General features: G+C 63.6%; 20 protein-coding genes. 16 read left to right on the top strand and 4 right to left on the bottom strand.

Annotation, left to right across the window (positions count from 1 at the left end; translation table 11 throughout):
- The first annotated feature begins 87 nt into the window (after window positions 1–87).
- Window positions 88–2,271, top strand: coding sequence for a primosomal protein N' (locus NKH80_RS10105; RefSeq protein ID WP_352991358.1), 2,184 nt, complete (start codon window positions 88–90; stop codon window positions 2,269–2,271).
- A 14-nt stretch (window positions 2,272–2,285) separates the two neighbouring features.
- Here NKH80_RS10105 and NKH80_RS10100 read toward each other — a convergent pair whose 3' ends face one another.
- Window positions 2,286–2,741, bottom strand: a complete 456-nt coding sequence (locus NKH80_RS10100) for a PIN domain-containing protein (protein ID WP_352767533.1) — start codon at window positions 2,739–2,741, stop codon at window positions 2,286–2,288.
- Window positions 2,738–2,980 carry a type II toxin-antitoxin system Phd/YefM family antitoxin gene (locus NKH80_RS10095; protein WP_352479579.1) on the bottom strand — a complete coding sequence of 81 codons (243 nt, stop codon included), beginning with the start codon at window positions 2,978–2,980 and terminating at the stop codon, window positions 2,738–2,740. The genes NKH80_RS10100 and NKH80_RS10095 overlap by 4 nt, the downstream gene beginning before the upstream one ends.
- Before the next feature lie 217 nt (window positions 2,981–3,197).
- Between NKH80_RS10095 and NKH80_RS10090 the strand changes: the two genes are divergently transcribed.
- The 6 genes from NKH80_RS10090 (at window position 3,198) to NKH80_RS10065 (ending at window position 8,990) form a co-directional block, all read left to right on the top strand.
- The gene (locus NKH80_RS10090) at window positions 3,198–3,593 is read left to right on the top strand and encodes an AGROH133_08824 family phage infection protein (protein WP_352500793.1); all 396 of its coding nucleotides are present in this window, start codon (window positions 3,198–3,200) and stop codon (window positions 3,591–3,593) included.
- A 246-nt stretch (window positions 3,594–3,839) separates the two neighbouring features.
- Window positions 3,840–4,400, top strand: a complete 561-nt coding sequence (locus NKH80_RS10085) for a F0F1 ATP synthase subunit delta (protein WP_352991356.1) — start codon at window positions 3,840–3,842, stop codon at window positions 4,398–4,400.
- Entirely contained in the window at window positions 4,400–5,929 is a 1,530-nt protein-coding gene (gene atpA / locus NKH80_RS10080; protein ID WP_352450899.1) for a F0F1 ATP synthase subunit alpha, read from the top strand. The genes NKH80_RS10085 and atpA overlap by 1 nt, the downstream gene beginning before the upstream one ends.
- Before the next feature lie 28 nt (window positions 5,930–5,957).
- A complete protein-coding gene (locus NKH80_RS10075) occupies window positions 5,958–6,842 on the top strand; it encodes a F0F1 ATP synthase subunit gamma (RefSeq protein WP_352504888.1) in 885 nt (294 codons plus the stop codon).
- 67 nt (window positions 6,843–6,909) lie between these two features.
- Window positions 6,910–8,463: a F0F1 ATP synthase subunit beta gene (gene atpD, locus NKH80_RS10070; protein WP_352504889.1), complete on the top strand. Its 1,554-nt coding sequence runs from the start codon at window positions 6,910–6,912 to the stop codon at window positions 8,461–8,463.
- Between the two features lie 119 nt (window positions 8,464–8,582).
- A complete protein-coding gene (locus tag NKH80_RS10065) occupies window positions 8,583–8,990 on the top strand; it encodes a F0F1 ATP synthase subunit epsilon (RefSeq protein WP_352504890.1) in 408 nt (135 codons plus the stop codon).
- A gap of 168 nt (window positions 8,991–9,158) precedes the next feature.
- Here the strand turns inward: NKH80_RS10065 and uxuA are convergent, their stop codons facing one another.
- Together uxuA and NKH80_RS10055 are read right to left on the bottom strand one after the other, a co-directional pair.
- On the bottom strand, window positions 9,159–10,337 hold the full coding sequence (gene uxuA, locus NKH80_RS10060) for a mannonate dehydratase (protein ID WP_352991349.1): 1,179 nt from the start codon (window positions 10,335–10,337) through the stop codon (window positions 9,159–9,161).
- Window positions 10,334–11,812: a mannitol dehydrogenase family protein gene (locus tag NKH80_RS10055; protein WP_352504892.1), complete on the bottom strand. Its 1,479-nt coding sequence runs from the start codon at window positions 11,810–11,812 to the stop codon at window positions 10,334–10,336. Before NKH80_RS10055 ends, uxuA begins: the two co-directional genes overlap by 4 nt.
- 173 nt (window positions 11,813–11,985) lie before the next feature.
- On the opposite strand from NKH80_RS10055, the gene uxaC reads away from it, so the two are divergent.
- The 9 genes from uxaC (at window position 11,986) to recQ (ending at window position 21,331) form a co-directional block, all read left to right on the top strand.
- The gene (gene uxaC, locus NKH80_RS10050; protein WP_352991346.1) at window positions 11,986–13,395 is read left to right on the top strand and encodes a glucuronate isomerase; all 1,410 of its coding nucleotides are present in this window, start codon (window positions 11,986–11,988) and stop codon (window positions 13,393–13,395) included.
- A 40-nt stretch (window positions 13,396–13,435) separates the two neighbouring features.
- Window positions 13,436–14,413 (top strand): TRAP transporter substrate-binding protein, encoded by a 978-nt coding sequence (locus NKH80_RS10045; RefSeq protein ID WP_352479586.1) that lies wholly within the window; start codon window positions 13,436–13,438, stop codon window positions 14,411–14,413.
- A gap of 103 nt (window positions 14,414–14,516) precedes the next feature.
- Window positions 14,517–15,044, top strand: coding sequence for a TRAP transporter small permease (locus NKH80_RS10040; protein WP_352505148.1), 528 nt, complete (start codon window positions 14,517–14,519; stop codon window positions 15,042–15,044).
- A 4-nt stretch (window positions 15,045–15,048) separates the two neighbouring features.
- Entirely contained in the window at window positions 15,049–16,329 is a 1,281-nt protein-coding gene (locus NKH80_RS10035) for a TRAP transporter large permease (protein WP_352991343.1), read from the top strand.
- A 10-nt stretch (window positions 16,330–16,339) separates the two neighbouring features.
- The gene (locus tag NKH80_RS10030; RefSeq protein ID WP_254820462.1) at window positions 16,340–17,116 is read left to right on the top strand and encodes a FadR/GntR family transcriptional regulator; all 777 of its coding nucleotides are present in this window, start codon (window positions 16,340–16,342) and stop codon (window positions 17,114–17,116) included.
- 28 nt (window positions 17,117–17,144) lie between these two features.
- Window positions 17,145–18,002 (top strand): 5-dehydro-4-deoxy-D-glucuronate isomerase, encoded by an 858-nt coding sequence (gene kduI, locus NKH80_RS10025; RefSeq protein WP_352504894.1) that lies wholly within the window; start codon window positions 17,145–17,147, stop codon window positions 18,000–18,002.
- Window positions 17,999–18,766 carry a 2-dehydro-3-deoxy-D-gluconate 5-dehydrogenase KduD gene (gene kduD / locus NKH80_RS10020; protein WP_352504895.1) on the top strand — a complete coding sequence of 256 codons (768 nt, stop codon included), beginning with the start codon at window positions 17,999–18,001 and terminating at the stop codon, window positions 18,764–18,766. The genes kduI and kduD overlap by 4 nt, the downstream gene beginning before the upstream one ends.
- Before the next feature lie 24 nt (window positions 18,767–18,790).
- Window positions 18,791–19,129, top strand: a complete 339-nt coding sequence (locus NKH80_RS10015) for a cupin domain-containing protein (protein WP_254820465.1) — start codon at window positions 18,791–18,793, stop codon at window positions 19,127–19,129.
- A 363-nt stretch (window positions 19,130–19,492) separates the two neighbouring features.
- On the top strand, window positions 19,493–21,331 hold the full coding sequence (gene recQ / locus NKH80_RS10010; protein ID WP_352991339.1) for a DNA helicase RecQ: 1,839 nt from the start codon (window positions 19,493–19,495) through the stop codon (window positions 21,329–21,331).
- Window positions 21,332–21,344: the final 13 nt, after the last annotated feature.

Here is a 21,344-nt window from a genome sequence, read left to right as displayed (position 1 = left end):
GGTCTCCTGAAGATTTTTCATGTGCACGTCATGCACATTTGGGGTCGGACTTTGATCTAGACCAAAGTCGGGGCAAGGTCACGCCTCATGATCGAAGATTCGCCCTTTGTCGCGGCCGCACCGGTGCTGGTGCCGATGCCCGCCGAGCGCCCCTACACCTATGCGGTGCCGGCTGGCATGCGCGTGGTGCCGGGCTCGATCGTGCGCGTTCCGCTTGGGCCCCGCCAGGTCGCCGGCATCGTCTGGGACGGCGTCGTCGAAAAGGTCGACGCGAAGAAATTGCGGCCGATCGAGCAGGTTTTCGACTGCCCGCCGATCGACCGCGCGATGCGGCGTTTTGTCGATTGGGTGGCGCAGTACACGCTGTCGCCGCCCGGCATGGTGGCGCGCATGCTGCTCAGGGCGCCAGAGGCGTTCGATCCGGAGCCGTGGATCGAAGGGCTGCAGCGCACCTTCGCCAGACCCGACCGGATGACGGAGGCGAGGACGCGCGTGCTGGAGACAGCCGAAGGCGGACTGGCCTGGACGCGGTCCGGCCTGGCGCATGCGGCAGGCGTGTCGTCGACGGTGGTGGACGGGCTGCGGGCGCAGGGCGTATTCCAGACGGTGATGATCCCGCCGCGGCCGGTGGTCGCAGCACCCGATCCCGGCTACGCCGTGCCTTCACTGATGCCCGACCAGAGCGATGCCGCCGAGACGCTGCGCGCCAATGTCGCGACCGGTACATTCGGGGTCACCCTGCTCGACGGTGTAACCGGATCCGGCAAGACGGAGGTCTATTTCGAGGCGGTCGCGGCCGCGCTCGATCGCGGCAAGCAGGTGCTGATCCTGCTGCCGGAAATTGCGCTGACCCATGCCTTCCTCGAACGCTTCCAGGAGCGGTTCGGTGCCAAGCCGGCGGAATGGCACTCGGACCTGCCGCCAAGGATGCGCGAAAAGGTCTGGCGGCAGGTAGCGGAAGGCGGCGTGCGGGTCGTCGCAGGCGCGCGCTCGGCGCTATTCCTGCCATTCAGGGAGCTTGGATTGATCGTCGTCGACGAAGAGCACGATCCCGCCTACAAGCAGGAGGATCGCGTCTTTTACAACGCGCGCGACATGGCCGTGGTGCGCGGCCATATCGGCGGCTTTCCGGTCGTGCTCGCCTCGGCGACACCGTCGGTCGAAAGCCGGGTCAATGCCAGCCAGGGCCGCTATAGCAGGGCGGTGCTTTCGGCGCGCTTTGCCGAGGCGGCACTTCCCGATCTCAAGACGGTCGACATGCGCCGCGCGCCGCCGGCACGCGGCGGCTTCCTGTCGCCGGTGCTGCTCGGCCATATGCGGCAGACGCTGGAAAGAAAGGAACAGTCGCTGCTGTTCCTCAACCGGCGCGGCTATGCGCCGCTGACGCTCTGCCGGGTCTGCGGCCACCGCTTCGGCTGTCCGGTCTGCTCGGCCTGGCTGGTCGAGCACCGCTTTCGCGGCCAGCTCGTCTGCCACCACTGCGGGCACAATGAACGCCGGCCCGAAGCCTGTCCGGAATGCGGCACGCTCGATCATCTGGTCGCCTGCGGGCCAGGCGTCGAGCGCATCGCCGAGGAGGTCGTCGCGCATTTCCCCGATGCCCGCACCATCGTCTTGTCGTCGGACCTGATGGGCGGCGTGCGGCGGCTGCGGCTCGAGCTTGAAGCCATCGCCAATGGCGAGGCCGACATCGTCATCGGCACGCAACTCGTCGCCAAGGGCCACAACTTCCCCAATATGACGCTGGTCGGTGTGGTCGATGCCGATCTCGGCCTTGCCAATGGCGACCCGCGCGCCGCCGAGCGCACCTTCCAACTGCTCAGCCAGGTGACCGGCCGCGCCGGTCGCACCGGCAAGAAAAGCCTCGGCCTGCTGCAGACCTTCCAACCCGACCACCCGGTGATGCGCGCGATCGTCTCAGGCGATGCCGAGGCCTTCTACGAGCGCGAGATCGCCGAGCGTGAGCGGGCGGGGCTGCCGCCCTTCGGCAGGCTCGCCGGCGTCATCGTCAGCGCGGTGACACGGGCCGAAGCCGAAGCGCACGCCCGTGGCCTGCGTCGCGCCGCGCCGCAAGCCACCGACCTGTTCGTGCTCGGCCCGGCCGAGGCGCCGCTGTCATTGATCGGCGGCCGCCATCGCTTTCGCCTGCTGATCCAAGGCGAACGGCGCGCCGACATGCAAGGGTTCATTCGCACCATGCTGGCTGAGGGACCGAGGATAAGGGGCTCGGTGCGAGTCCAGGTCGACATCGACCCGCAGAGCTTTTTGTAACTCGCTTGAGTGTATTAATCGGCCGCAGGCGGGTCTTGCAGTATGTTCCAGCACCACACGTCGAGCGCTTCAAAGTGTCGGATATTGGCTGTTATCACAGTAAGCTCTTTGATTGCTGCCGTGGCGCCGATGAGTATGTCAGCTAAGCCTGGATTTCTCCCCTGCGCAGAGGCTGCTTCCTCCATTTGGCCTGCTCTTCGCGCAATATCGGTATCGACCTCCAGAATCTGACCAGCAAACCCTTCGATGATATCATTGAGCCAAGTAGTAAGACTCTCCACCCGTTTTGTAGCACCCGCACGATCGAGCTTGCGTATGCCCTTCTCGATTTCAACGATTGCTATTACAGGTACGAACAGCGTCTGCTTTTCGCCTTGCGTTACAATCCATGTGGAAACATCTTTTGCAAGCTCCGGCTTTCCGGGCGCGAAGGCGGATAGAATCGATGTATCGATGAGATAGCCATTCAAAGATCGACATCCCGCGAGGGTGCTTCGTTCCTCTCAAGTTCTATCCCTCCGGGATAGGTCAAAAGAAATTCCCCGAAGTTCCGGCGCTTGACGGGATACAGCTTTTGAACGTCCTCGATCGAGACGATCGCCGCCGCTGGTTTACCATGCTTCGTAATGATGGTTGGTTCGCCGTTCTCCGCGGCCTCGACGAGCGCCGAGAATCCTGCCTTGGCATCCCGAACCTGCATCGTTTTCACAACCGCTCTCCTGTGGTCTCATGTGGTCATAATATATAGCAACTATACAGGAAAGGAACAGGCCTAGCTTGCTCGACGGGATGAGCTGGAATCGGCGGCGACCTCTTATCGCCCGCTGAAAGAGATCGTGCGTGAGTGTCCAATATCTATCTGGCGAATGTCTCTTGCTTCGCTAAACTGCCCGAGATTTCAGGGATGCATCTACGAGGGGACAAGGATGGAATTTGCGTTTCCATGGCCGATGAGCCAGGGCGAGTGGCTGGCATGGTCAAGCGCCGTGGTGACCTTGCTTTTCGGGCTGCTGCTGTTCCTGGCGCCAGGGCTGGCCTTCCGGATTCTCAGGCTGCAGGTCAAGCCCGAGAAGGCGGCGGCGATCGCCGAAGGTCGCGGCAGGATGTCGGGCTTCTATCTCGGTGTCAGCCTGTGCTGCATCCTCTTGGCGCAGCCGCTGCTCTATATGGCGCTCGGCTTCTCCTGGCTGTTCACCGCCTTCGGCCGGCTGCTATCGATGATGTCGGACGGCGCCAACACGCCGTTCAACTGGGCTTCCATCGTCGTCGAGCTGGTGCTGGCGGCGCTGCCGCTTGCCTTCGCCTTCGGCTTTTTGCCCTGAATCAGGGATCAATCCGGGGTTGGTTGCTGAACTCGCCCGGCGGATGCGACAATAGTGCCTGAAAACCATGCCGGACGACGCATTGCGGTCTGAAAATGCCTGTGCTAGACGGCAATCGACTTTCGACCGGGGATAGCGGAAGCCGCGCCTCCGTGCTTGGAAAAATGCAGTAAGGTCAAAGATTTAGCCAGAGTTTTTGCTCGCGCCAACAATCTGCGGCCTGTCAGACAAGAGAAAAGACGGTCCGTGGCCCAATCGTCATCGCCAATCTCAGGTGTCGCAGAACGCTATGCGGGTTCGCTGTTCGAACTCGCGCTGCAGGCCAATTCGGTCGCCAGCGTCGAGGCCGACCTCAACAGGTTCGAAACGATGCTCGAAGGCAGCGCTGACCTTTCGCGGCTGATCAGGAGCCCTGTCTTCTCCAGCGAGGACCAGGCCAAGGCGATCGCCGCGATCGCCGACAGAGCAGGGATTACCGGCCTCACCGGCAATTTCCTGCGCGTCGTTGCCCAGAATCGCCGGCTGTTCGCCGTGCCCGGCATGATCAAGGCGTTCCGCCAGATCGCCGCCGAACACCGCGGCGAGACCGCTGCCGAGGTCACCTCGGCACATGCGCTGACGCCTGCCCAGGAAACCGAGCTGAAAGCTGCGCTGAAACGCGTCGCCGGCAAGGACGTGGCGATCACGGTCACCGTCGATCCATCGCTGCTCGGCGGACTGGTGGTCAAGATCGGCTCGCGCCAGATCGATACGTCGCTCAAAACCAAACTCAATTCGCTCAAGCTTGCACTGAAAGAGGTCGGCTGATGGACATCCGCGCCGCGGAAATTTCCGCAATTCTGAAAGACCAGATCAAGAATTTCGGCAAGGAGGCCGAGGTCTCCGAAGTCGGCCAGGTGCTGTCCGTCGGTGACGGTATCGCCCGCGTCTACGGCCTCGACAATGTCCAGGCCGGCGAGATGGTCGAGTTCCCCGGCGGCATCCGCGGCATGGCGCTCAACCTCGAAGCCGACAATGTCGGCGTCGTCATCTTCGGCGCCGACCGCGACATCAAGGAAGGCGACACCGTCAAGCGCACCGGCGCCATCGTCGATGCGCCCGTCGGCATGGGCCTGCTCGGCCGCGTCGTCGACGCGCTCGGCAACCCGATCGACGGCAAAGGCCCGATCCAGGCCACCGAACGCAAGCGCGTCGACGTCAAGGCGCCCGGCATCATCCCGCGCAAATCGGTGAACGAGCCGATGTCGACTGGCCTCAAGGCCATCGACGCGCTGATCCCGGTCGGCCGCGGCCAGCGCGAGCTGGTCATCGGCGACCGCCAGACCGGCAAGACCGCGATCATCCTCGACACCATGCTCAACCAGAAATCGGTGCACGACAACGGCCCTGAGAAGGAAAAGCTGTACTGCGTCTATGTCGCCGTCGGCCAGAAGCGCTCGACGGTGGCGCAGTTCGTCAAGGTCCTGGAAGAGCGCGGCGCGCTCGACTATTCGATCATCATCGCCGCGACCGCCTCCGATCCGGCGCCGATGCAGTTCCTGGCGCCGTTCACCGCCTGCACCATGGGCGAATATTTCCGCGACAACGGCATGCACGCGCTGATCAGCTACGACGACCTGTCGAAGCAGGCCGTCGCCTATCGCCAGATGTCGCTGCTGCTGCGCCGTCCGCCGGGCCGCGAGGCCTATCCCGGCGACGTCTTCTACCTGCACTCGCGCCTGCTCGAGCGCGCCGCCAAGCTCAATGACGAAAATGGCGGTGGGTCTCTGACTGCGCTGCCGATCATCGAAACGCAGGCCAACGACGTGTCGGCCTATATCCCGACCAACGTCATCTCGATCACCGACGGCCAGATCTTCCTGGAAACCAATCTGTTCTTCCAGGGCGTGCGCCCGGCGGTCAATGTCGGCCTTTCGGTGTCGCGCGTCGGTTCCTCGGCGCAGATCAAGGCGATGAAGCAGGTTGCCGGGTCGATCAAGGGCGAGCTCGCGCAGTACCGCGAAATGGCTGCTTTCGCGCAGTTCGGCTCCGATCTCGACGCCGCCACGCAACGCCTGCTCAACCGCGGCTCGCGTCTGACCGAGCTGTTGAAGCAGCCGCAATTCTCGCCGCTCAAAGTCGAGGAGCAGGTCGCGGTGATCTTCGCCGGCGTCAACGGCTATCTCGACAAGCTGGCGGTCAACCAGGTCGGCAAGTTCGAGCATGGTCTGTTGTCGCATATGCGCTCGGCCGGCAAGGACGTGCTCGACGGCATCCGCAAGGAGAAGGCGCTGTCCGACGATCTGCGCGCCAGGCTGAAGGCAGAAATCGACGCCTTCGCCAAGACCTTTGCTTGAGCAGGACGGACGGGATCAGGTTTAAAGCATGCCTTCGTTAAAAGACCTTCGTAACCGTATCGCCTCGGTCAAGGCGACGCAGAAGATCACCAAGGCGATGCAGATGGTCGCCGCGGCGAAGCTGCGTCGCGCGCAGGAAGCGGCGGAAGCGGCGCGTCCCTATTCGGAGCGCATGGGCGCGGTGCTGGCCAATATCACCCAGGCGATCGGCGGCGGCGGCGATGCCCCGGCGCTGATGACCGGCACCGGCAAGGACGACGTGCATCTGCTTGTCGTCTGCACGGCCGAACGCGGTCTGTGCGGCGGCTTCAATTCGCAGATCGCCCGCTTTGCCCGCGACCACATCCGCAAGCTTCTGGCAGACGGCAAGCAGGTCAAGATCATCTGCGTCGGCAAGAAGGGGTTCGACATATTGCGCCGCGACTACGGGGCGCTGATCATCGAGCGTGTCGACCTGCGCGAGGTCAAGACGCTGGGCTTTGTCAATGCCGATGCCATCGCCAAGAAGGTGATCCACCTGTTCAACGAAGGCGGCTTCGACATCTGCACGCTGTTCTATTCGCAGTTCAAGTCGGTGATCAGCCAGATCCCGACGGCGCAGCAAATTGTCCCGGCGGGCGCGCCTGCGGCTGGCGCGGAAGTGAGGGACGGCGGCAGCGCTGTCTACGAATACGAGCCGGAGCCGGGCGAGATCCTCTCCGATCTCATCCCGCGCAACATTTCCGTGCAGGTTTTTCGCGCGCTGCTCGAGAATGCTGCCGGCGAGATGGGCGCCAAGATGAGCGCCATGGACAATGCGACGCGCAACGCCGGCGACATGATCAACAAATTGTCGATCACCTACAACCGCCAGCGGCAGGCGCAGATCACCAAGGAATTGATCGAAATCATTTCGGGCGCCGAGGCGCTCTAGGCACGCTCACAAGGAGGTCATCGACCTCAAGCGTGTGAGAAACAAAGAGACGAAAAGGGTAAGGACGATGGCGAAAGCAGCGACCCCGAAGACGGCAGCCCCGAAGGCCGCGGCACCAGCAGCAGCAAAGGCCGCTCCGGCCAAGAAAGCGGCAGCAACCAAGGTCGCCGCTGTGAATGCGCCGGCCGCCACCATCAAGAAAACCGGCCTGGCAGGCAAGGTTCGCCAGGTCATCGGCGCCGTTGTCGACGTCCAGTTCGGCGAACATCTGCCGGCGATCCTGAACGCGCTTGAGACGATCAACGTCGGCAATCGCCTGGTGCTAGAGGTGGCCCAGCATCTGGGCGAAAACACCGTGCGCTGCATCGCCATGGACTCGACCGAAGGTCTGGTCCGCGGCCAGGACGTCTATGATACCGGTGCACCGATCACCGTGCCGGTCGGCCCGGGCATGCTCGGCCGCATCATCAACGTCATCGGCGAGCCGGTCGACGAGGCAGGCCCGGTCGACGGCATCGAGATGCGCTCGATCCATCAGCCGGCGCCGACCTATGTCGAGCAGTCGACGGAAGCGCAGATCCTGGTCACCGGCATCAAGGTGCTCGACCTGCTGGCCCCCTATGCCCGCGGCGGCAAGATCGGCCTGTTCGGCGGCGCCGGCGTCGGCAAGACGGTGCTGATCCAGGAACTGATCAACAACGTCGCCAAGGCGCATGGCGGCTTCTCGGTGTTCGCCGGCGTCGGCGAGCGCACCCGCGAAGGCAACGACCTCTATCACGAGTTCATCGAGTCCGGCGTCAACAAGAAGGGCGGCGGCGAAGGCTCCAAGGCCGCGCTCGTCTATGGCCAGATGAACGAGCCGCCGGGCGCCCGCGCCCGCGTCGGCCTGACCGGGCTGACGGTTGCCGAATATTTCCGCGATCAGGGCCAGGACGTGCTGTTCTTCGTAGACAACATCTTCCGTTTCACGCAGGCGGGCTCGGAAGTGTCGGCGCTGCTCGGCCGCATTCCTTCGGCCGTGGGCTACCAGCCGACGCTGGCTACCGACATGGGTGCGCTACAGGAGCGTATCACCACGACGACCAAGGGTTCGATCACCTCGGTGCAGGCGATCTATGTGCCGGCCGACGACCTGACCGACCCTGCACCGGCGACCTCGTTCGCCCACCTCGACGCGACGACCGTGCTCAACCGCGCGATTTCGGAAAAGGGCATCTATCCGGCGGTCGATCCGCTCGATTCGACCTCGCGCATGCTCGACCCGATGGTTGTCGGCGAAGAGCATTATCAGGTCGCCCGCCAGGTGCAGTCGATCCTTCAGCGCTACAAGTCGCTGCAGGACATCATCGCCATCCTGGGCATGGACGAGCTGTCGGAAGAGGATAAGCAGACCGTGGCCCGCGCTCGCAAGATCGAGCGCTTCCTGTCGCAGCCCTTCTTCGTCGCCGAAGTGTTCACCGGCGCACCGGGCAAGCTGGTCGACCTCGCCGACACCATCAAGGGCTTCAAGGGCCTTTGCAACGGCGATTACGACCATCTGCCGGAGGCCGCCTTCTACATGGTCGGCGGCATCGAGGAAGCGGTCGAGAAGGCACAGCGCCTGGCCGCTGAAGCGGCCTGATGGTGAATGGTCAATAGTGAATTGTGAATGGGGAGTAGCGGATAGGAAATCGGGGGCTGAGTGAAGGTCATTCTTTCTGACCATTCACCATTCACCATTCACCAGTCGCTAAATTGATCATGCCTGAAGCTTTCAAATTCGAACTGGTCTCGCCGGAGCGCCTCTTGGTTTCCGAGCAGGTCGAATCCGTCGTCATTCCGGGCGCCGAAGGCGAGATGACTGTCATGGCGCATCACGCACCCGTCATGACCACGATCAAGCCCGGCGTCGTCACGCTGAAGACCGTTTCCGGCAAGGAAGAGCGCTATGTGGTGTTCGGCGGCTTTGCCGACATCGTTCCGGCCGGCTGCACGCTGCTCGCCGAATCGGCTGTGGCCGTGGGCGACATCGACCGCGCCGACCTTGCCCGCCGCATCCAGGAGGCCAGGGAAGACGCCGCCGACGCCAAGGACGACCAGACCCGCAGCAAGGCCGAGCAGTTCCTCAACCAGCTTACGACGCTTGAAGGCGCGCTGTTGCCGGCTTAACAGGCGCCCCCTGCCTTCTCCCCTTGTGGGAGAAGGTGGATCGGCGCGCAGCGCCGAGACGGTTGAGGGGTGTTGGAAGAAACGAGACGGCGGCGATCCCTGGAGCACCCCTCATCCGACCGAGCTCCGCTCGGCCACCTTCTCCCACAAGGGGAGAAGGGGGGCTGGTCACACCGTCAGTGCCTCTACTGCGCGCATGACGCCGCGCAGTTCGGCGAGGCCCTTCAGGCGGCCGATGCAGGAATAGCCGGGGTTCACCTTTTTGCCGATGTCGTCGACGATCGCGTGGCCATGGTCCGGACGCATCGGGATCTGCCAGTCCGCCCTGCCTGCCGCCTTGCGCCGCCGCTCTTCGCCAATCAGCGCCGACACGACCGCCACCATGTCGGTGTCGCCGTCGAGGTGCTCGGCTTCGTGGAAGGAGCCGTCTGGCTCCTTGGTGACGTTGCGCAGATGGGCGAAATGGATGTTTTCGGCGAAGGCCTTGGCCATCGTCGGCAGATCGTTCTGCGCGCCCGCCCCGTAGGAGCCGGTGCACAGCGTCAACCCGTTGGCCGGCGAAGCGACGGCGTCGAGCAGCGCGCGGGCATCATTGGCGTTGGAAACGATGCGCGGCAGGCCGAACAGCGAAAAAGGTGGATCGTCGGGATGGATCGCCATCCTGACGCCGGCCTCTTCGGCCACCGGCACGATCTCGCGCAGGAAGGCAAACAGGTTTTCGCGCAGACCTTCGGTTGAGACGTCCTTGTAGAGGTCGAGGGCACGGCGGAAGCTTGCCCGATCGAAGATGAATTCGCGCGCCGGAACCCAGCCGATCAGGTTGCGCTCCAGCCTTGCCTTGTCGCTGTCGCTCATCCCTTGCAGTCGCACACGCGCGGCCTCGACGCGGGCCGGCGGGTGATCGGCCTCCGCCCCTTCTCGCTCAAGGATGAACACGTCATAGGCGCAGAGCTCGACGACATCGAAGCGCAGCGCCGTGCCGCCATGCGGCATGGGATAATCGAGATCTGTGCGCGTCCAGTCGGTGATCGCCATGAAATTATAGCAGACGGTATTGATCCCGGCGGCGGCGACGGAGCGGACCGACGCCTTGTAATTGTCGATCAGGGTGCGCCAGTTGCCGCTGCGGGTCTTGATGTCCTCATGGACGACAATGCTTTCTACCACATCCCAGGTCAGGCCCGCTGCCTCGATGTCGGCCTTGCGCCTGGCGATCTCGTCCGCCGGCCAGGCGCGGCCGTCGTTGAGGTGGTGCAGCGCGCTGACGATGCCGACGGCGCCGGCTTGACGGACATGGGCAAGCGTCACCGGATCGTCTGGCCCGAACCAGCGCCAGGTTTGTCTCATGGCTTCTCACTCCCTATGCCAAGCGCCACGAAGGCAGCGGCAGGTCCGCCTCGCCGCAGGCGCTCGAGATGGGCTGCCGTCAGATCGATCAGTGTCATGCGGTGGGAATGGTCTTTGGCGAAGCCGGCGAGATCGAACATCGCTGTCACCGTTTCGATAGCTGGCCGGCTGCCGAGCACAGTAAGCCGAGTGTCGATCGGGTCGGTAAAATGGGCTTCCGGCAAAGTTTTGCCGCGCGCCTCGCAAGCGGCGATCCAGGCCGCCACCACCAGCATGAGATGCGCGGGCGGGTCACCGGCACCCAGCCGATCGACGGCCGAGGCGACGATGCGCTGCGGCAGTTTCTGGCTGCCGTCATTGGCGATCTGCGCCGTGCGATGGGCGAGGGCGGTGTTCGAATAGCGTTCGGCGAGCTGGGCCGTGTAGCCGGCCGTATCGAGCCCGGCGTCCTGCGGCAGCGTCGGGATGGCTTCGGCCCATAGTCCGTCGACGAATTGCCGGATCGCCGGATCGGCAAAGGCGCGGTCGACCGTGTCGTAGCCGCTGAGCAGGCCGAGATAGGCGATTGCCGAATGCGAACCGTTGAGCAGCCGCAGCTTCATGTCCTCGAAGGGCCCGACGTCGCCGACCATGGTGACGCCGAACTTTTCCCAGACCGGCCTGCCTGCCGGGAAATCATCCTCGACCACCCATTGGCAGAACGGCTCGGTCATCACCGGCCAGGCATCCTCGACGCCGAGCTCGACGGCGATACGCGCCCGGTCCGCATCGGTGGTCGCCGGCACGATGCGGTCGACCATGCTCGACGGGAAGGCGACGCCGTCGGCGATGTGCCCGGCAAGGCCGGGATCGCGCAGTGCCGCGAATTCGACCAGCAGGCGGTGCAGCGTGGCGCCATTGGCCGGAAGGTTGTCGCAGCAGAGCACGGTGAAGGGCTTGATGCCGGCGAAACGGCGGCGCGACAGCGCTTCGGTGAGAAAACCATGCGCCGTCCGTGGCATTTGCGGGTTAGCCAAATCATGGACGATGTCCGGATGGGTGCTGTCCAGACCGCCGCCGGCTGCTCTCAGATAAGCCTTTTCGGTGATCGTGAGCGTAACGATGCGGGTGCGCTGATCCGTCAGAGCGGCGAGCACCGCAGCCGGATCTTCCGGCGCCACCAGCATCGACAGGATCGAACCGACGACGCGCAGCTCTTCGCCGATGCTGCTCCTGATCGCCAGCGTGTAGAGGCCATCCTGCGGCGCTAGTGCGTCGCGTGTGTCTGGACTGCGCAAGGACACGCCGACAATGCCCCAGTCCGCCTCTCCCGCCGCCAGGCAGTGGTCGACATAGGCCGCCTGATGGGCGCGATGGAACGCACCGACGCCGAGATGGACGATGCCCGGTGCGACGCCGCCGCGGGCGTAGCGCGGAACCGCGACCGAAGCCGGCAGTGCCTTCAGCGTGCTGTTGGAAAGGCGTCTATTGGTCATTGCGCCACGTGTCTGATCGAGATTGTTGGGTCCTGCTGGCAGGCGGCGTAACACCCGATGCCGTCACGCACAATGGGCAATGGCCGACGAAAAGTCATCATACAACAACCCAGTTTTTGTATGTTGACATTATTTCTTTCCAACCCTACCGATGTCCGAGTTGGGAGGATTACGTGGCCGCATTGACGGATCCGGATTTGCTGTTTGCCGCCGAGGCGCGCCCGCTTTCGCTGGCCCGCGATCTCTACGCCGCGGTCAAGGATCTGCCGATCGTCAGCCCGCACGGCCACACCGATCCGCGCTGGTATGCGCTCAACGAGGCGTTTCCCGATCCGGCGCAATTGCTGATCGTGCCGGACCACTACATTTTCCGCATGCTGTTCAGCCAGGGCGTTCGGCTTGAGGAGCTTGGGGTGCCGACGCTTGACGGCTCGCCAGTGGAGACCGACGGCAGAACGATCTGGCGGCGCTTCGCCGAGCATTATTACCTGTTTCGGGGTACGCCGACCCGGCTGTGGTTCGACCATGTGCTCGCCCATCTGTTCGGCATCGGCGAGCCGCTGAATGCCAAGACAGCCGACCGCCACTACGACACGATCGCGACGCTGCTGCAGCGTGAAGACTATCGCCCTCGGGCGCTGTTCGAGCGCTTCAACATCGAGGTCATCGCGACGACCGAAGGTGCGCTCGACGATCTCAGATGGCACCAGATGATCCGCGAGAGCGGCTGGCAGGGCCGCGTCGTCACCGCCTACCGGCCCGATGCGGTCGTCGATCCCGATTTCGAAGGCTTCTCAGCCAATCTCGACCGGCTTGGCGAGATCACCGGCCGCGACACCGGTACTTGGACCGGCTATCTCGATGCGCATCGCCAGCGGCGCGCCTTCTTCAAGAGTTTCGGTGCGACGTCCTCCGATCACGGCCATCCGACGGCCGACACCGCCAATCTTTCGGATGCCGCCGCCGCGGAGCTGTTCAACCGTATCCGCCGGGGCTCGGACGACGAGCGCGAGCGAAAACTGTTTCGCGCCCAGATGCTGACCGAGATGGCCAAGATGAGCCGCGACGACGGGCTGGTCCTGCAGATACATCCCGGCTCCTGGCGCAATCATTCGCCTTCTATCTTTCAGAAGTTCGGCAGGGACAAAGGCTTCGACATCCCGACCCGAACCGATTATGTGACGGCGCTGAAGCCGCTGCTCGACTGCGTCGGGCTGGAGCGCGACCTCACCGTCATCCTCTTCACCCTCGACGAGACCAGCTATGCGCGCGAGCTGGCGCCGCTCGCCGGCGTCTACCCGGCATTGAAGCTCGGGCCGGCTTGGTGGTTCCACGACAGCCCCGAAGGCATACGCAGGTTCCGTGAGATGACCACCGAAACCGCCGGTTTCTACAACACCGTCGGTTTCAACGACGACACCCGCGCCTTCCCATCCATACCGGCTCGCCATGATGTGGCGCGCCGGGTCGATTGCGCTTTTCTGGCGCGTCTCGTCACCGAGCATCGGCTCGGCGAAGACGAGGCGCACGAGCTGGCGCAGGAACTTGCCTATACGCTCGCGAAAAAGGCGTACCGGCTCTAACGGCGCTTGCCGCCATCGTTTCAAAAACGGGAGGAAACCAATGCTGCATTTTTCTAGACTGGCGGGAGCTACGCTAGTTGCCGCCGCACTGCTGGCCGGATCGGCAAGCGCCCAGACGGTCCTGCGCTCGTCCGACACCCACCCGGATGGCTATCCGACGGTCGAGGCGGTCAAATATTTCGGCGAGCTGGTGAAGGAGCGCACGGCCGGCCGCTATGTGGTCGAGATCTATCCTTCCGCGCAACTTGGCGAGGAAAAGGACACGATCGAGCAGGTGCGCACCGGCGTGATCGATCTCAATCGTGTTTCGATGGCGCCGTTCAACGGGCTCATCCCCGAGACCACCGTGCCCTCGCTGCCCTACATCTTCCGTTCGGAAGAGCATATGCACAAGGTCATGGACGGGGCGATCGGCGACCAGATCGCGGCGGCGTTCGACCAGGTCGGGCTGGTGTTGCTCGCCTTTTACGACGGCGGTGCGCGCTCCTTCTACAATTCGAAGAAGCCGATCAACACTGTAGCCGATATGGCCGGCATGAAGTTCCGCGTCATCCAGTCCGACATCTTCGTCGACATGGTGGCGGCACTCGGCGCCAACGCGACACCGATGCCTTATGGCGAAGTGTATTCGGCGATCGAGACCGGGGTCATCGACGGCGCGGAGAATAATTTTCCGAGCTACGACACTGCCAAGCACGCGGAAGTCGCCAAGTATTATTCGCTCGACGAGCACACGATGGTGCCGGAAGCCTTCGTCATGGCGAAGTCGAGCTGGGACAAGCTGACGCCGGAAGACCAGGCGATATTCAAGGCGGCCGCCAAAGAAAGCGTCGCCAAGCAGCGCGAGCTGTGGACCGCCAAGGTCAAGGAATCGCGCGCCAAGGTCGAGGCGGCAGGTTCGCAGATCACGACGCCGGACAAGCAGCCCTTCATCGACGCGATGGGGCCGGTCTACGAGAAGCACGTCAAGGACGACAAGCTGAAGGCCATGGTCGAAGCCATCAAGGCCGTGCAGTGATCAAGCGGCGGCGCGGACATTCCGCGCCGCCATCCTCTTGCGGAGAAAACCGGTGACTTCCAGCCCAAAACCAAGACCGCTTCTGTCCGGCGTCGCGCAAGTGATGTCGCGCGTCAGCACGGCGGCGCTGTCGATCGCCGGCATCGGGCTGGTGCTGATGACCGCCTTCGTCGCATGGCAGGTGTTCGGCCGCTATGTTCTGAACCGCTCGCCCAGCTGGACCGAGCCGGGCTCGGTGATGCTGATGAGCTGGTTCATTTTCCTCGGCGCTGCCGTCGGTGTGCGCGAGAACTACCATCTTGGCTTCGACGTCCTGCTCTACGTGCTGCCGAAAGGCGGCAAGCGTTGGCTGCGGATGATTTCGGACCTCGTCGCGCTCGCCTTCGGCATCGGCATGATCTGGTATGGCAGCCAGCTGGTCGCATTGACCTGGGGCTCTACCTTGCCGTCACTCGGCATATCGGGGGGCTGGGATTACGTCCCGCTTGTCGCGGGAGGAGCGCTCATCGTGCTCTTCACGCTGGAGCGCATCGTGCTTCGCCTCTCCGGCGCACCGATCGACGATACCCTCGATGAACTGCCGCCGGCCGAAGTCGCGGCCGAACTCGACACCGCGAACGTGAAGGTCTGACGCCATGGAACTGTGGATTCTGTTCGGCGTCTTCACCCTGCTGATGCTTATCGGCACGCCGATCGCTTTCTGCCTCGGCGTCGCAAGCCTTGCCACCGTCCTCTATATGGGTCTGCCCCCGCTCATCGTATTCCAGCGACTGAATTCCGGCATGAGCGTCTTTTCGCTGCTGGCCATTCCGTTTTTCATCTACGCCGGCGACTTGATGGTGCGCGGCGGCATCGCCAGCAAGATCGTTGCCTTCGCCGGCTCGCTCGTCGGTCATTTGCGCGGCGGCCTCGGGCAGGTCAACATCGCCACCGCTACACTGTTCGGCGGCATTTCGGGCTCCGCGGTGGCGGAGGCAGCGGCGGTAGGCGGCCTGATGATCCCGCAGATGAAGGCGCGCGGCTATGGAGCGGACTACGCCGTCAACGTTACATCGATGGCGGCGCTGATCGCGCTGCTGCTGCCGCCGTCGCACAACATGATCATCTATTCGATCTCGGCAGGCGGAAAGATCTCCATCGCCGATCTGTTCACGGCCGGCATCATCCCGGGCCTGCTGTTGGCCCTGTCACTGATGATCACCGCCTATTTCGTGGCGCGCTCCCGCGGCTACCCGACCGAGCCGTTTCCGGGCTTCACCGCCGTTGCGCATCTCTTCGCCGTCGCGGTGCCCGGCCTGCTGCTGATCGCGATCATCTTCGGCGGCGTACGATCGGGCGTGTTCACGGCTACCGAGAGTTCCTGTATCGCCGTCATCTATGCGTTGTTCGTAACCGTCTTCGTTTACCGGCAGATGACCTGGGAAGGTTTCGTTCATGCCACCTACGGCGCCGTGCGCACCACGGCCATGGTGCTGCTCATCATCGGCATGGCGGCGGCGTTCTCCTGGTTGATGGCCTTCCTGAAAGTGCCGGCAGCGCTGATCGCCTCCATGAACGCGATCTCGGACGATCCGCTGGTCGTGCTTCTCCTGCTCAACCTCCTGATGCTGTTCCTCGGCACCTTCATGGACATGGGGCCGACCATCATCATTTGCACGCCGATCTTCCTGCCCGTGGCGCAGGCCTACGGCGTCGATCCGGTGCATTTCGGCGTCATCATGATCCTCAATTTCGGCATCGGGCTGAACACGCCGCCGGTGGGCGCGGTGCAGTTCGTCGCGTGCGCAGTGGGCAAGATATCCGTCTGGGAATCGATGCGCTCGATCTGGCCGTTCTATGGCGCAGGCCTCGTGGTGCTGGGGCTCGTCGCTTACATTCCGGCCATTTCGCTGTGGCTGCCGAGCGTCTTCAAATAGGAGGTGCGACATGGCCTCAGACACCGCAGCCGGCCTCCGCGTCGAACGAAGACCGAAACTTTCGGAAACCGTCGTTGCGGCGATCCGCAAGCAACTGCAGGCGGGCGAGATCCAGCCAGGGCAGAAGCTGCCGACCGAGGGCCAGTTGACCGAGACCTTCGGGGTCAGCCGCACGGTGATACGTGAAGCGCTGGCCAAACTTGCCGCGGACGGCCTGGTCGAGCCGCGCCAAGGCGCCGGGGTCTTCGTCACCGAGCATATCTCGACAGCATTCGGTGCTCTTGCGGCGGAGATGGGCAGCAAGGATTCGATCGCCCTCAACGTGCTCGAAGTCAGGTTGGCGATCGAGATCGAATCCGCCGGGCTCGCTGCCATCCGCCGCAACGCCGCGCAGGAAGCGGCGATCCAGGAAGCCTTCTTCGAATTCGAACGGCTGCTCCTCAACAGCGAGCCGACGGGACCGGCCGACCTTGCTTTCCACCGCGCAATCGCCAGCGCCACCAACAATCCGTTCTATGTCGAGATGCTCGACGTGCTCGGCCGGCGCGCCATTCCTTGCGACGTCACCTCGCCATGGTCGACCGAGATCGCCCAGTCGGACGCCTACCAGCGCGGCCTGCAACGTGAGCATCTGGTGATCCTCAAGGCCATCTCGGCAGGCGATGCGGAGGCGGCCCGGGAGGCGATGCGCGCGCATCTCGGTGCCAGCCAGCAGCGCTATCGCGAGCGCCTGCACGCGCGCCAGGTTTTTTATGCCGACTCGGTCAAGGCCGCGGGAACTGAATAAGCAATTGAGGCAGCCCCATGGGACAGCAATGAATCACACTGACAATCATACGGATTTCACCTCCCGCTTCGCCATCGATCCCGTTTCTGCCGCTGCCATGGGAACGGACGAGCTGCGACACAATTTCCTGATCGAGGACTTGTTCCGGCCCGGCCGCATCGGCCTGACCTACACCCACTACGACCGCATGATCGTCGGCGGCGCCATGCCCGCCGGTACGCCGCTGCCGCTGCAGGCGATCAAGCCGACCGGGACCAAGAATTTTCTCGACCGCCGTGAGATGATCATTGTCAACATCGCCGGTGCCGGCATCGTGAAGGCCGGCGGTCAATCCTACGAGCTGCAGGCGCGCGACATGCTCTATCTCGGCATGGGCACGGATGAGGTATCGTTCGCTGCGACCAATCCGGCAGCGCCGGCTAAATTCTACCTGCTCAGCGCGCCGGCGCATCAGGGCCATCCCAACCGGCTGATCCGCATCGGCGATGCCAAGCGGCTCGATCTCGGCAGCCAGGCAACCTCCAACGAGCGCTCGATCTTCCAGTTCATCCATGCCGATGGGGTAAAGACCTGTCAGCTTGTCGTCGGCATGACGCAGCTTGCCTCCGGTTCGGTCTGGAACACCATGCCATGCCATGTGCATGATCGGCGCATGGAAGCCTATCTCTATTTCGATCTGCCGGAGGCGGCGCGGGTGTTTCATTTCATGGGCGAGCCGGACGAAACGCGCCATCTCGTCATGCGAAACGAGGAGGCGGTGCTGTCGCCGGGATGGTCGATCCATTCGGGCGCCGGCACCTCGAACTACGCATTCATCTGGGCGATGGCCGGCGACAATGTCGACTATACCGACGTTGACCTGGTAATGATGGAGGAGCTCAGGTGAGCGACCTCTCTGCGTTCAGCCTTGCCGGCAAGCGCATCCTCGTTACCGGCGCCAATACCGGCATCGGCCAGGGCATCGCCGTGTCGATCGCGCGCGCCGGTGGCGCGGTGGTCGGCGTTGGCCGGTCGGCGATGGACGAGACGGCGGAGAAGATTGCGGCGGCCGGCGGCCGCTTCGAGGCAGTCCGCTGCGACCTTGGCGACGATGCCGCTGCCCAGGCGATGCTCGACCGCGTCTGGGATGATACGGGGCCGCTCGATGGCTTGGTCAACAATGCCGGCATCATCCGGCGTGCCGATGCGGTCGACTTGACCAAAGCCGACTGGGACGACGTCATCGGCGTCAATCTCAAGACGGTGTTCTTCCTCGGCCAGCGCTTTGCCAGGCGCGTCCTTGCCGAGCCGGGGCGGCGTGGCAAGATCGTCAACATCGCCTCGGTACTGAGCTTTCAGGGCGGCATTCGTGTCGCCTCCTACACAGCCTCCAAACACGGCGTGCTCGGCATCACCCGGCTGCTGGCATGCGAATGGGCGGCAAAAGGCATCAATGTCAACGGCATTGCGCCGGGCTATATCGAGACCAACAACACCGAGGCGCTGCGCGCCGATCCCGACCGCAGCGCGTCGATCCTGGCGCGCATTCCGGCCGGGCGCTGGGGCGCGCCGGAAGACATCGGCGACGCAGCCGTCTTCCTGCTGGCGCCGGCGTCGAACTATATGCATGGCGCGGTGATGCCGGTGGACGGCGGCTGGCTGGCGCGATGAACAACCAAAGATGAGAGTTTGGCGATGACCGGAACCAAAATCTTCTCGCATGCCGGTGAGGGCGCATGGACGCCGACGCCGGATGGCAACCGCAGACGCGTGCTCCTGCACACGGACGAGCTGATGATGGTCGAGTTCGGTTTCGACAAGGGTGGCGTCGGCGCGCTGCACTCGCACCCGCACGTCCAGGCGAGCTACGTCGCCGAAGGGCGCTTCGAGGTCACCATCGACGGCAGGACCGAGATCCTGGAAGCCGGAAGCAGCTTCATCGTTCCTTCCAACCTTGTCCATGGCGTCAAGGCGCTGCAGGCGGGACGACTGGTCGACAGCTTTACGCCGCACCGCGCCGATTTCCTCGACTGAGCTGCGGGCCCGAAGATCAGGCAGCCGGTTCTCAGAACGAAAAAACCCGCGCCTCCGGAGAGACGCGGGCGTGTTGCCTGGGCGCTTGTGGCGCCGCGGTACTCAAAACATCACCGCAGAACCTGAACCTGCCGAATGATGGTGAAGATAGGATTAACCGCTCCGAGGCGGTGCGATATTCACAGCCAAAGCGAATAGGGGCTGGAACGACGGTCTGATATCGGCCAATGAGAGAGAAGTTCGCCTCAGACGGTGCCGCGGACAGGACCAGAGGGGTCGATAAATGTTCGAATCTGCTGTCCAGGCAATCACCTGGCGATTCGCCGGCGAATTTCGGCAGGTCGTATCCCCGAAAGTTCCCTAATGCAGATAGCGGCGAGCGTCCCGGTGGAGGATTCCAAGCGGCGCGTCCTGAAGGATGTATTCGGCTTCGATGATTTTCGTCTCGGCCAATCGGCCGTGATGGAGGCGCTTCTGGCCGGGCATCATGTGCTGGCTGTCATGCCGACCGGCGCCGGCAAGTCGCTCTGCTACCAGGTCCCGGCGCTGGTGCTGGGCGGGCTCACCATTGTCGTTTCGCCGCTGGTGGCCCTGATGCAGGATCAGGTCGCCGCATTGCGGCTTGCCGGCGTGGCGGCCGATACGATCAATTCCTCGCTCGACCGCGATGCCAATGTCGCTGCATGGCGCCGTGTCGCGGCAGGCCAGACGCGCCTGCTCTATCTTGCACCGGAGCGGTTGATGACCGTGCGAATGCTCGAGGCGTTGACCAAGCTCGATGTCCGGCTGATCGGCATCGACGAGGCACATTGCATCTCGCAATGGGGACCGGCGTTCCGGCGCGAATACGAAGAATTGTCGAGACTACGTGATATCTTCCCGAAAGTGCCGATCATTGCGCTGACGGCGACGGCGGATGAGACGACGCGCACCGACATTGCCGCGCAACTGTTCGACGGGCGCGTCGATACGGTGGTGCTCGGCTTCGACCGACCGAACATCAAGCTAGGCATTGAGCCCAAGCAGGACAGCAAGCGCCAATTGCTAAACTTCGTGCAGCGCCATGCAGGCCGCAGCGGGATCGTCTATTGCCTGTCGCGCAAAAAGACCGAAGAGATGGCGGCGTTCCTCGAGCGGAACGGCGTACGCGCGCTCGCCTATCATGCCGGAATGAGCAAGGACGCGCGTGAAGCGAATCAAAACGCTTTCATGACCTTGTCCGGTGTGGTGATGGTGGCGACCATCGCCTTTGGCATGGGGATCGACAAGCCGGACGTCGCCTATGTCTTCCACACCGACCTGCCGGGCAGCTTGGAGGCCTATTATCAGGAAATCGGGCGGGCGGGCCGCGACGGGCGGGCGGCCGAGGCACATATGCTGTTCGGTCTCGGCGATATCCGCATGCGCCGGCTTTTCATCGAAGACGAGGACGCACCGGCTGAGCACAAAAGGCGCGCGCATGGCCGGCTCGAAACGCTGATCGGTTATTGCGAGACGACGCAGTGCCGCCGTCAGATCCTGCTTGGCTATTTCGGCGAAAGTGCTTCGCCTTGCGGCAATTGCGACAACTGCCTCGACCAGGCGCCGCATGCGGATGGCGAGGCGGAGGCACGGCTCATCCTGGCGGCGATCGCACAGACCGGCGAGCGCTTCGGCGTCGCCCATGTCGTCGATGTCCTGCTCGGCCATGAGACCGAGAAGGTCCTGGACAGGAACCACCACAGGCTTGCCAGCTTCGGCACCGGTGTGGCGCATAAAAAGAGTTTCTTGCTGTCGCTGCTCCGCCAACTCGTCGCGGGAGGGTTCCTGACATTGGACTCAGCCGGCCATGGCGGCCTCGCCATTGCCGAGAAGGGCTGTGCGCTGGCTCGGGGCGAGGCCTCGTTCCGGTATCGCGTGGACGCGCGCCAGCCATCGCGAGGCAAGATACGGACCGCACAGGATACCGCAGCAGGCACGGAAGGTCTGGATTCGGTGCTGCTGGCCGCGCTCAAGGCTGTACGGCTGCGTCTTGCCCGGGAACGCCAGGTGCCGGCCTTCGTGATCTTTTCGGATCGTACACTGATCGATATGGCCGAACGCTGCCCGCGCGATCTGGACGCCTTCGCCGCGGTCAACGGCGTCGGCGCCGCCAAGCTCAAGGATTTCGGCGAGATATTCCTCGGCGCGATCGCTGCGCATCAATCTGGTGTGGCGGGCTGAAGACCCACTTCAG

The sequence above is a fragment of the Mesorhizobium sp. M0904 genome (assembly GCF_040319475.1).
Taxonomy (GTDB): domain Bacteria; phylum Pseudomonadota; class Alphaproteobacteria; order Rhizobiales; family Rhizobiaceae; genus Mesorhizobium.
The sequence above is the reverse complement of the archived record's forward strand: the minus strand, read 5'-3'. Positions and strand labels throughout refer to the sequence as shown.

Excerpts from the sequence above, each read along its gene's own strand:
- NKH80_RS10105 (WP_352991358.1), top strand. The coding sequence starts at position 88 with ATGATCGAAGATTCGCCCTTTGTCGCGGCCGCACCGGTGCTGGTGCCG.
- NKH80_RS10090 (WP_352500793.1), top strand. The coding sequence starts at position 3,198 with ATGGAATTTGCGTTTCCATGGCCGATGAGCCAGGGCGAGTGGCTGGCA.
- atpA (WP_352450899.1), top strand. The coding sequence starts at position 4,400 with ATGGACATCCGCGCCGCGGAAATTTCCGCAATTCTGAAAGACCAGATC.
- NKH80_RS10075 (WP_352504888.1), top strand. The coding sequence starts at position 5,958 with ATGCCTTCGTTAAAAGACCTTCGTAACCGTATCGCCTCGGTCAAGGCG.
- atpD (WP_352504889.1), top strand. The coding sequence starts at position 6,910 with ATGGCGAAAGCAGCGACCCCGAAGACGGCAGCCCCGAAGGCCGCGGCA.
- NKH80_RS10065 (WP_352504890.1), top strand. The coding sequence starts at position 8,583 with ATGCCTGAAGCTTTCAAATTCGAACTGGTCTCGCCGGAGCGCCTCTTG.
- uxuA (WP_352991349.1), bottom strand. The coding sequence starts at position 10,337 with ATGAGACAAACCTGGCGCTGGTTCGGGCCAGACGATCCGGTGACGCTT.
- NKH80_RS10055 (WP_352504892.1), bottom strand. The coding sequence starts at position 11,812 with ATGACCAATAGACGCCTTTCCAACAGCACGCTGAAGGCACTGCCGGCT.
- NKH80_RS10045 (WP_352479586.1), top strand. The coding sequence starts at position 13,436 with ATGCTGCATTTTTCTAGACTGGCGGGAGCTACGCTAGTTGCCGCCGCA.
- NKH80_RS10040 (WP_352505148.1), top strand. The coding sequence starts at position 14,517 with ATGTCGCGCGTCAGCACGGCGGCGCTGTCGATCGCCGGCATCGGGCTG.
- NKH80_RS10035 (WP_352991343.1), top strand. The coding sequence starts at position 15,049 with ATGGAACTGTGGATTCTGTTCGGCGTCTTCACCCTGCTGATGCTTATC.
- NKH80_RS10030 (WP_254820462.1), top strand. The coding sequence starts at position 16,340 with ATGGCCTCAGACACCGCAGCCGGCCTCCGCGTCGAACGAAGACCGAAA.
- kduI (WP_352504894.1), top strand. The coding sequence starts at position 17,145 with ATGAATCACACTGACAATCATACGGATTTCACCTCCCGCTTCGCCATC.
- NKH80_RS10015 (WP_254820465.1), top strand. The coding sequence starts at position 18,791 with ATGACCGGAACCAAAATCTTCTCGCATGCCGGTGAGGGCGCATGGACG.
- recQ (WP_352991339.1), top strand. The coding sequence starts at position 19,493 with ATGCAGATAGCGGCGAGCGTCCCGGTGGAGGATTCCAAGCGGCGCGTC.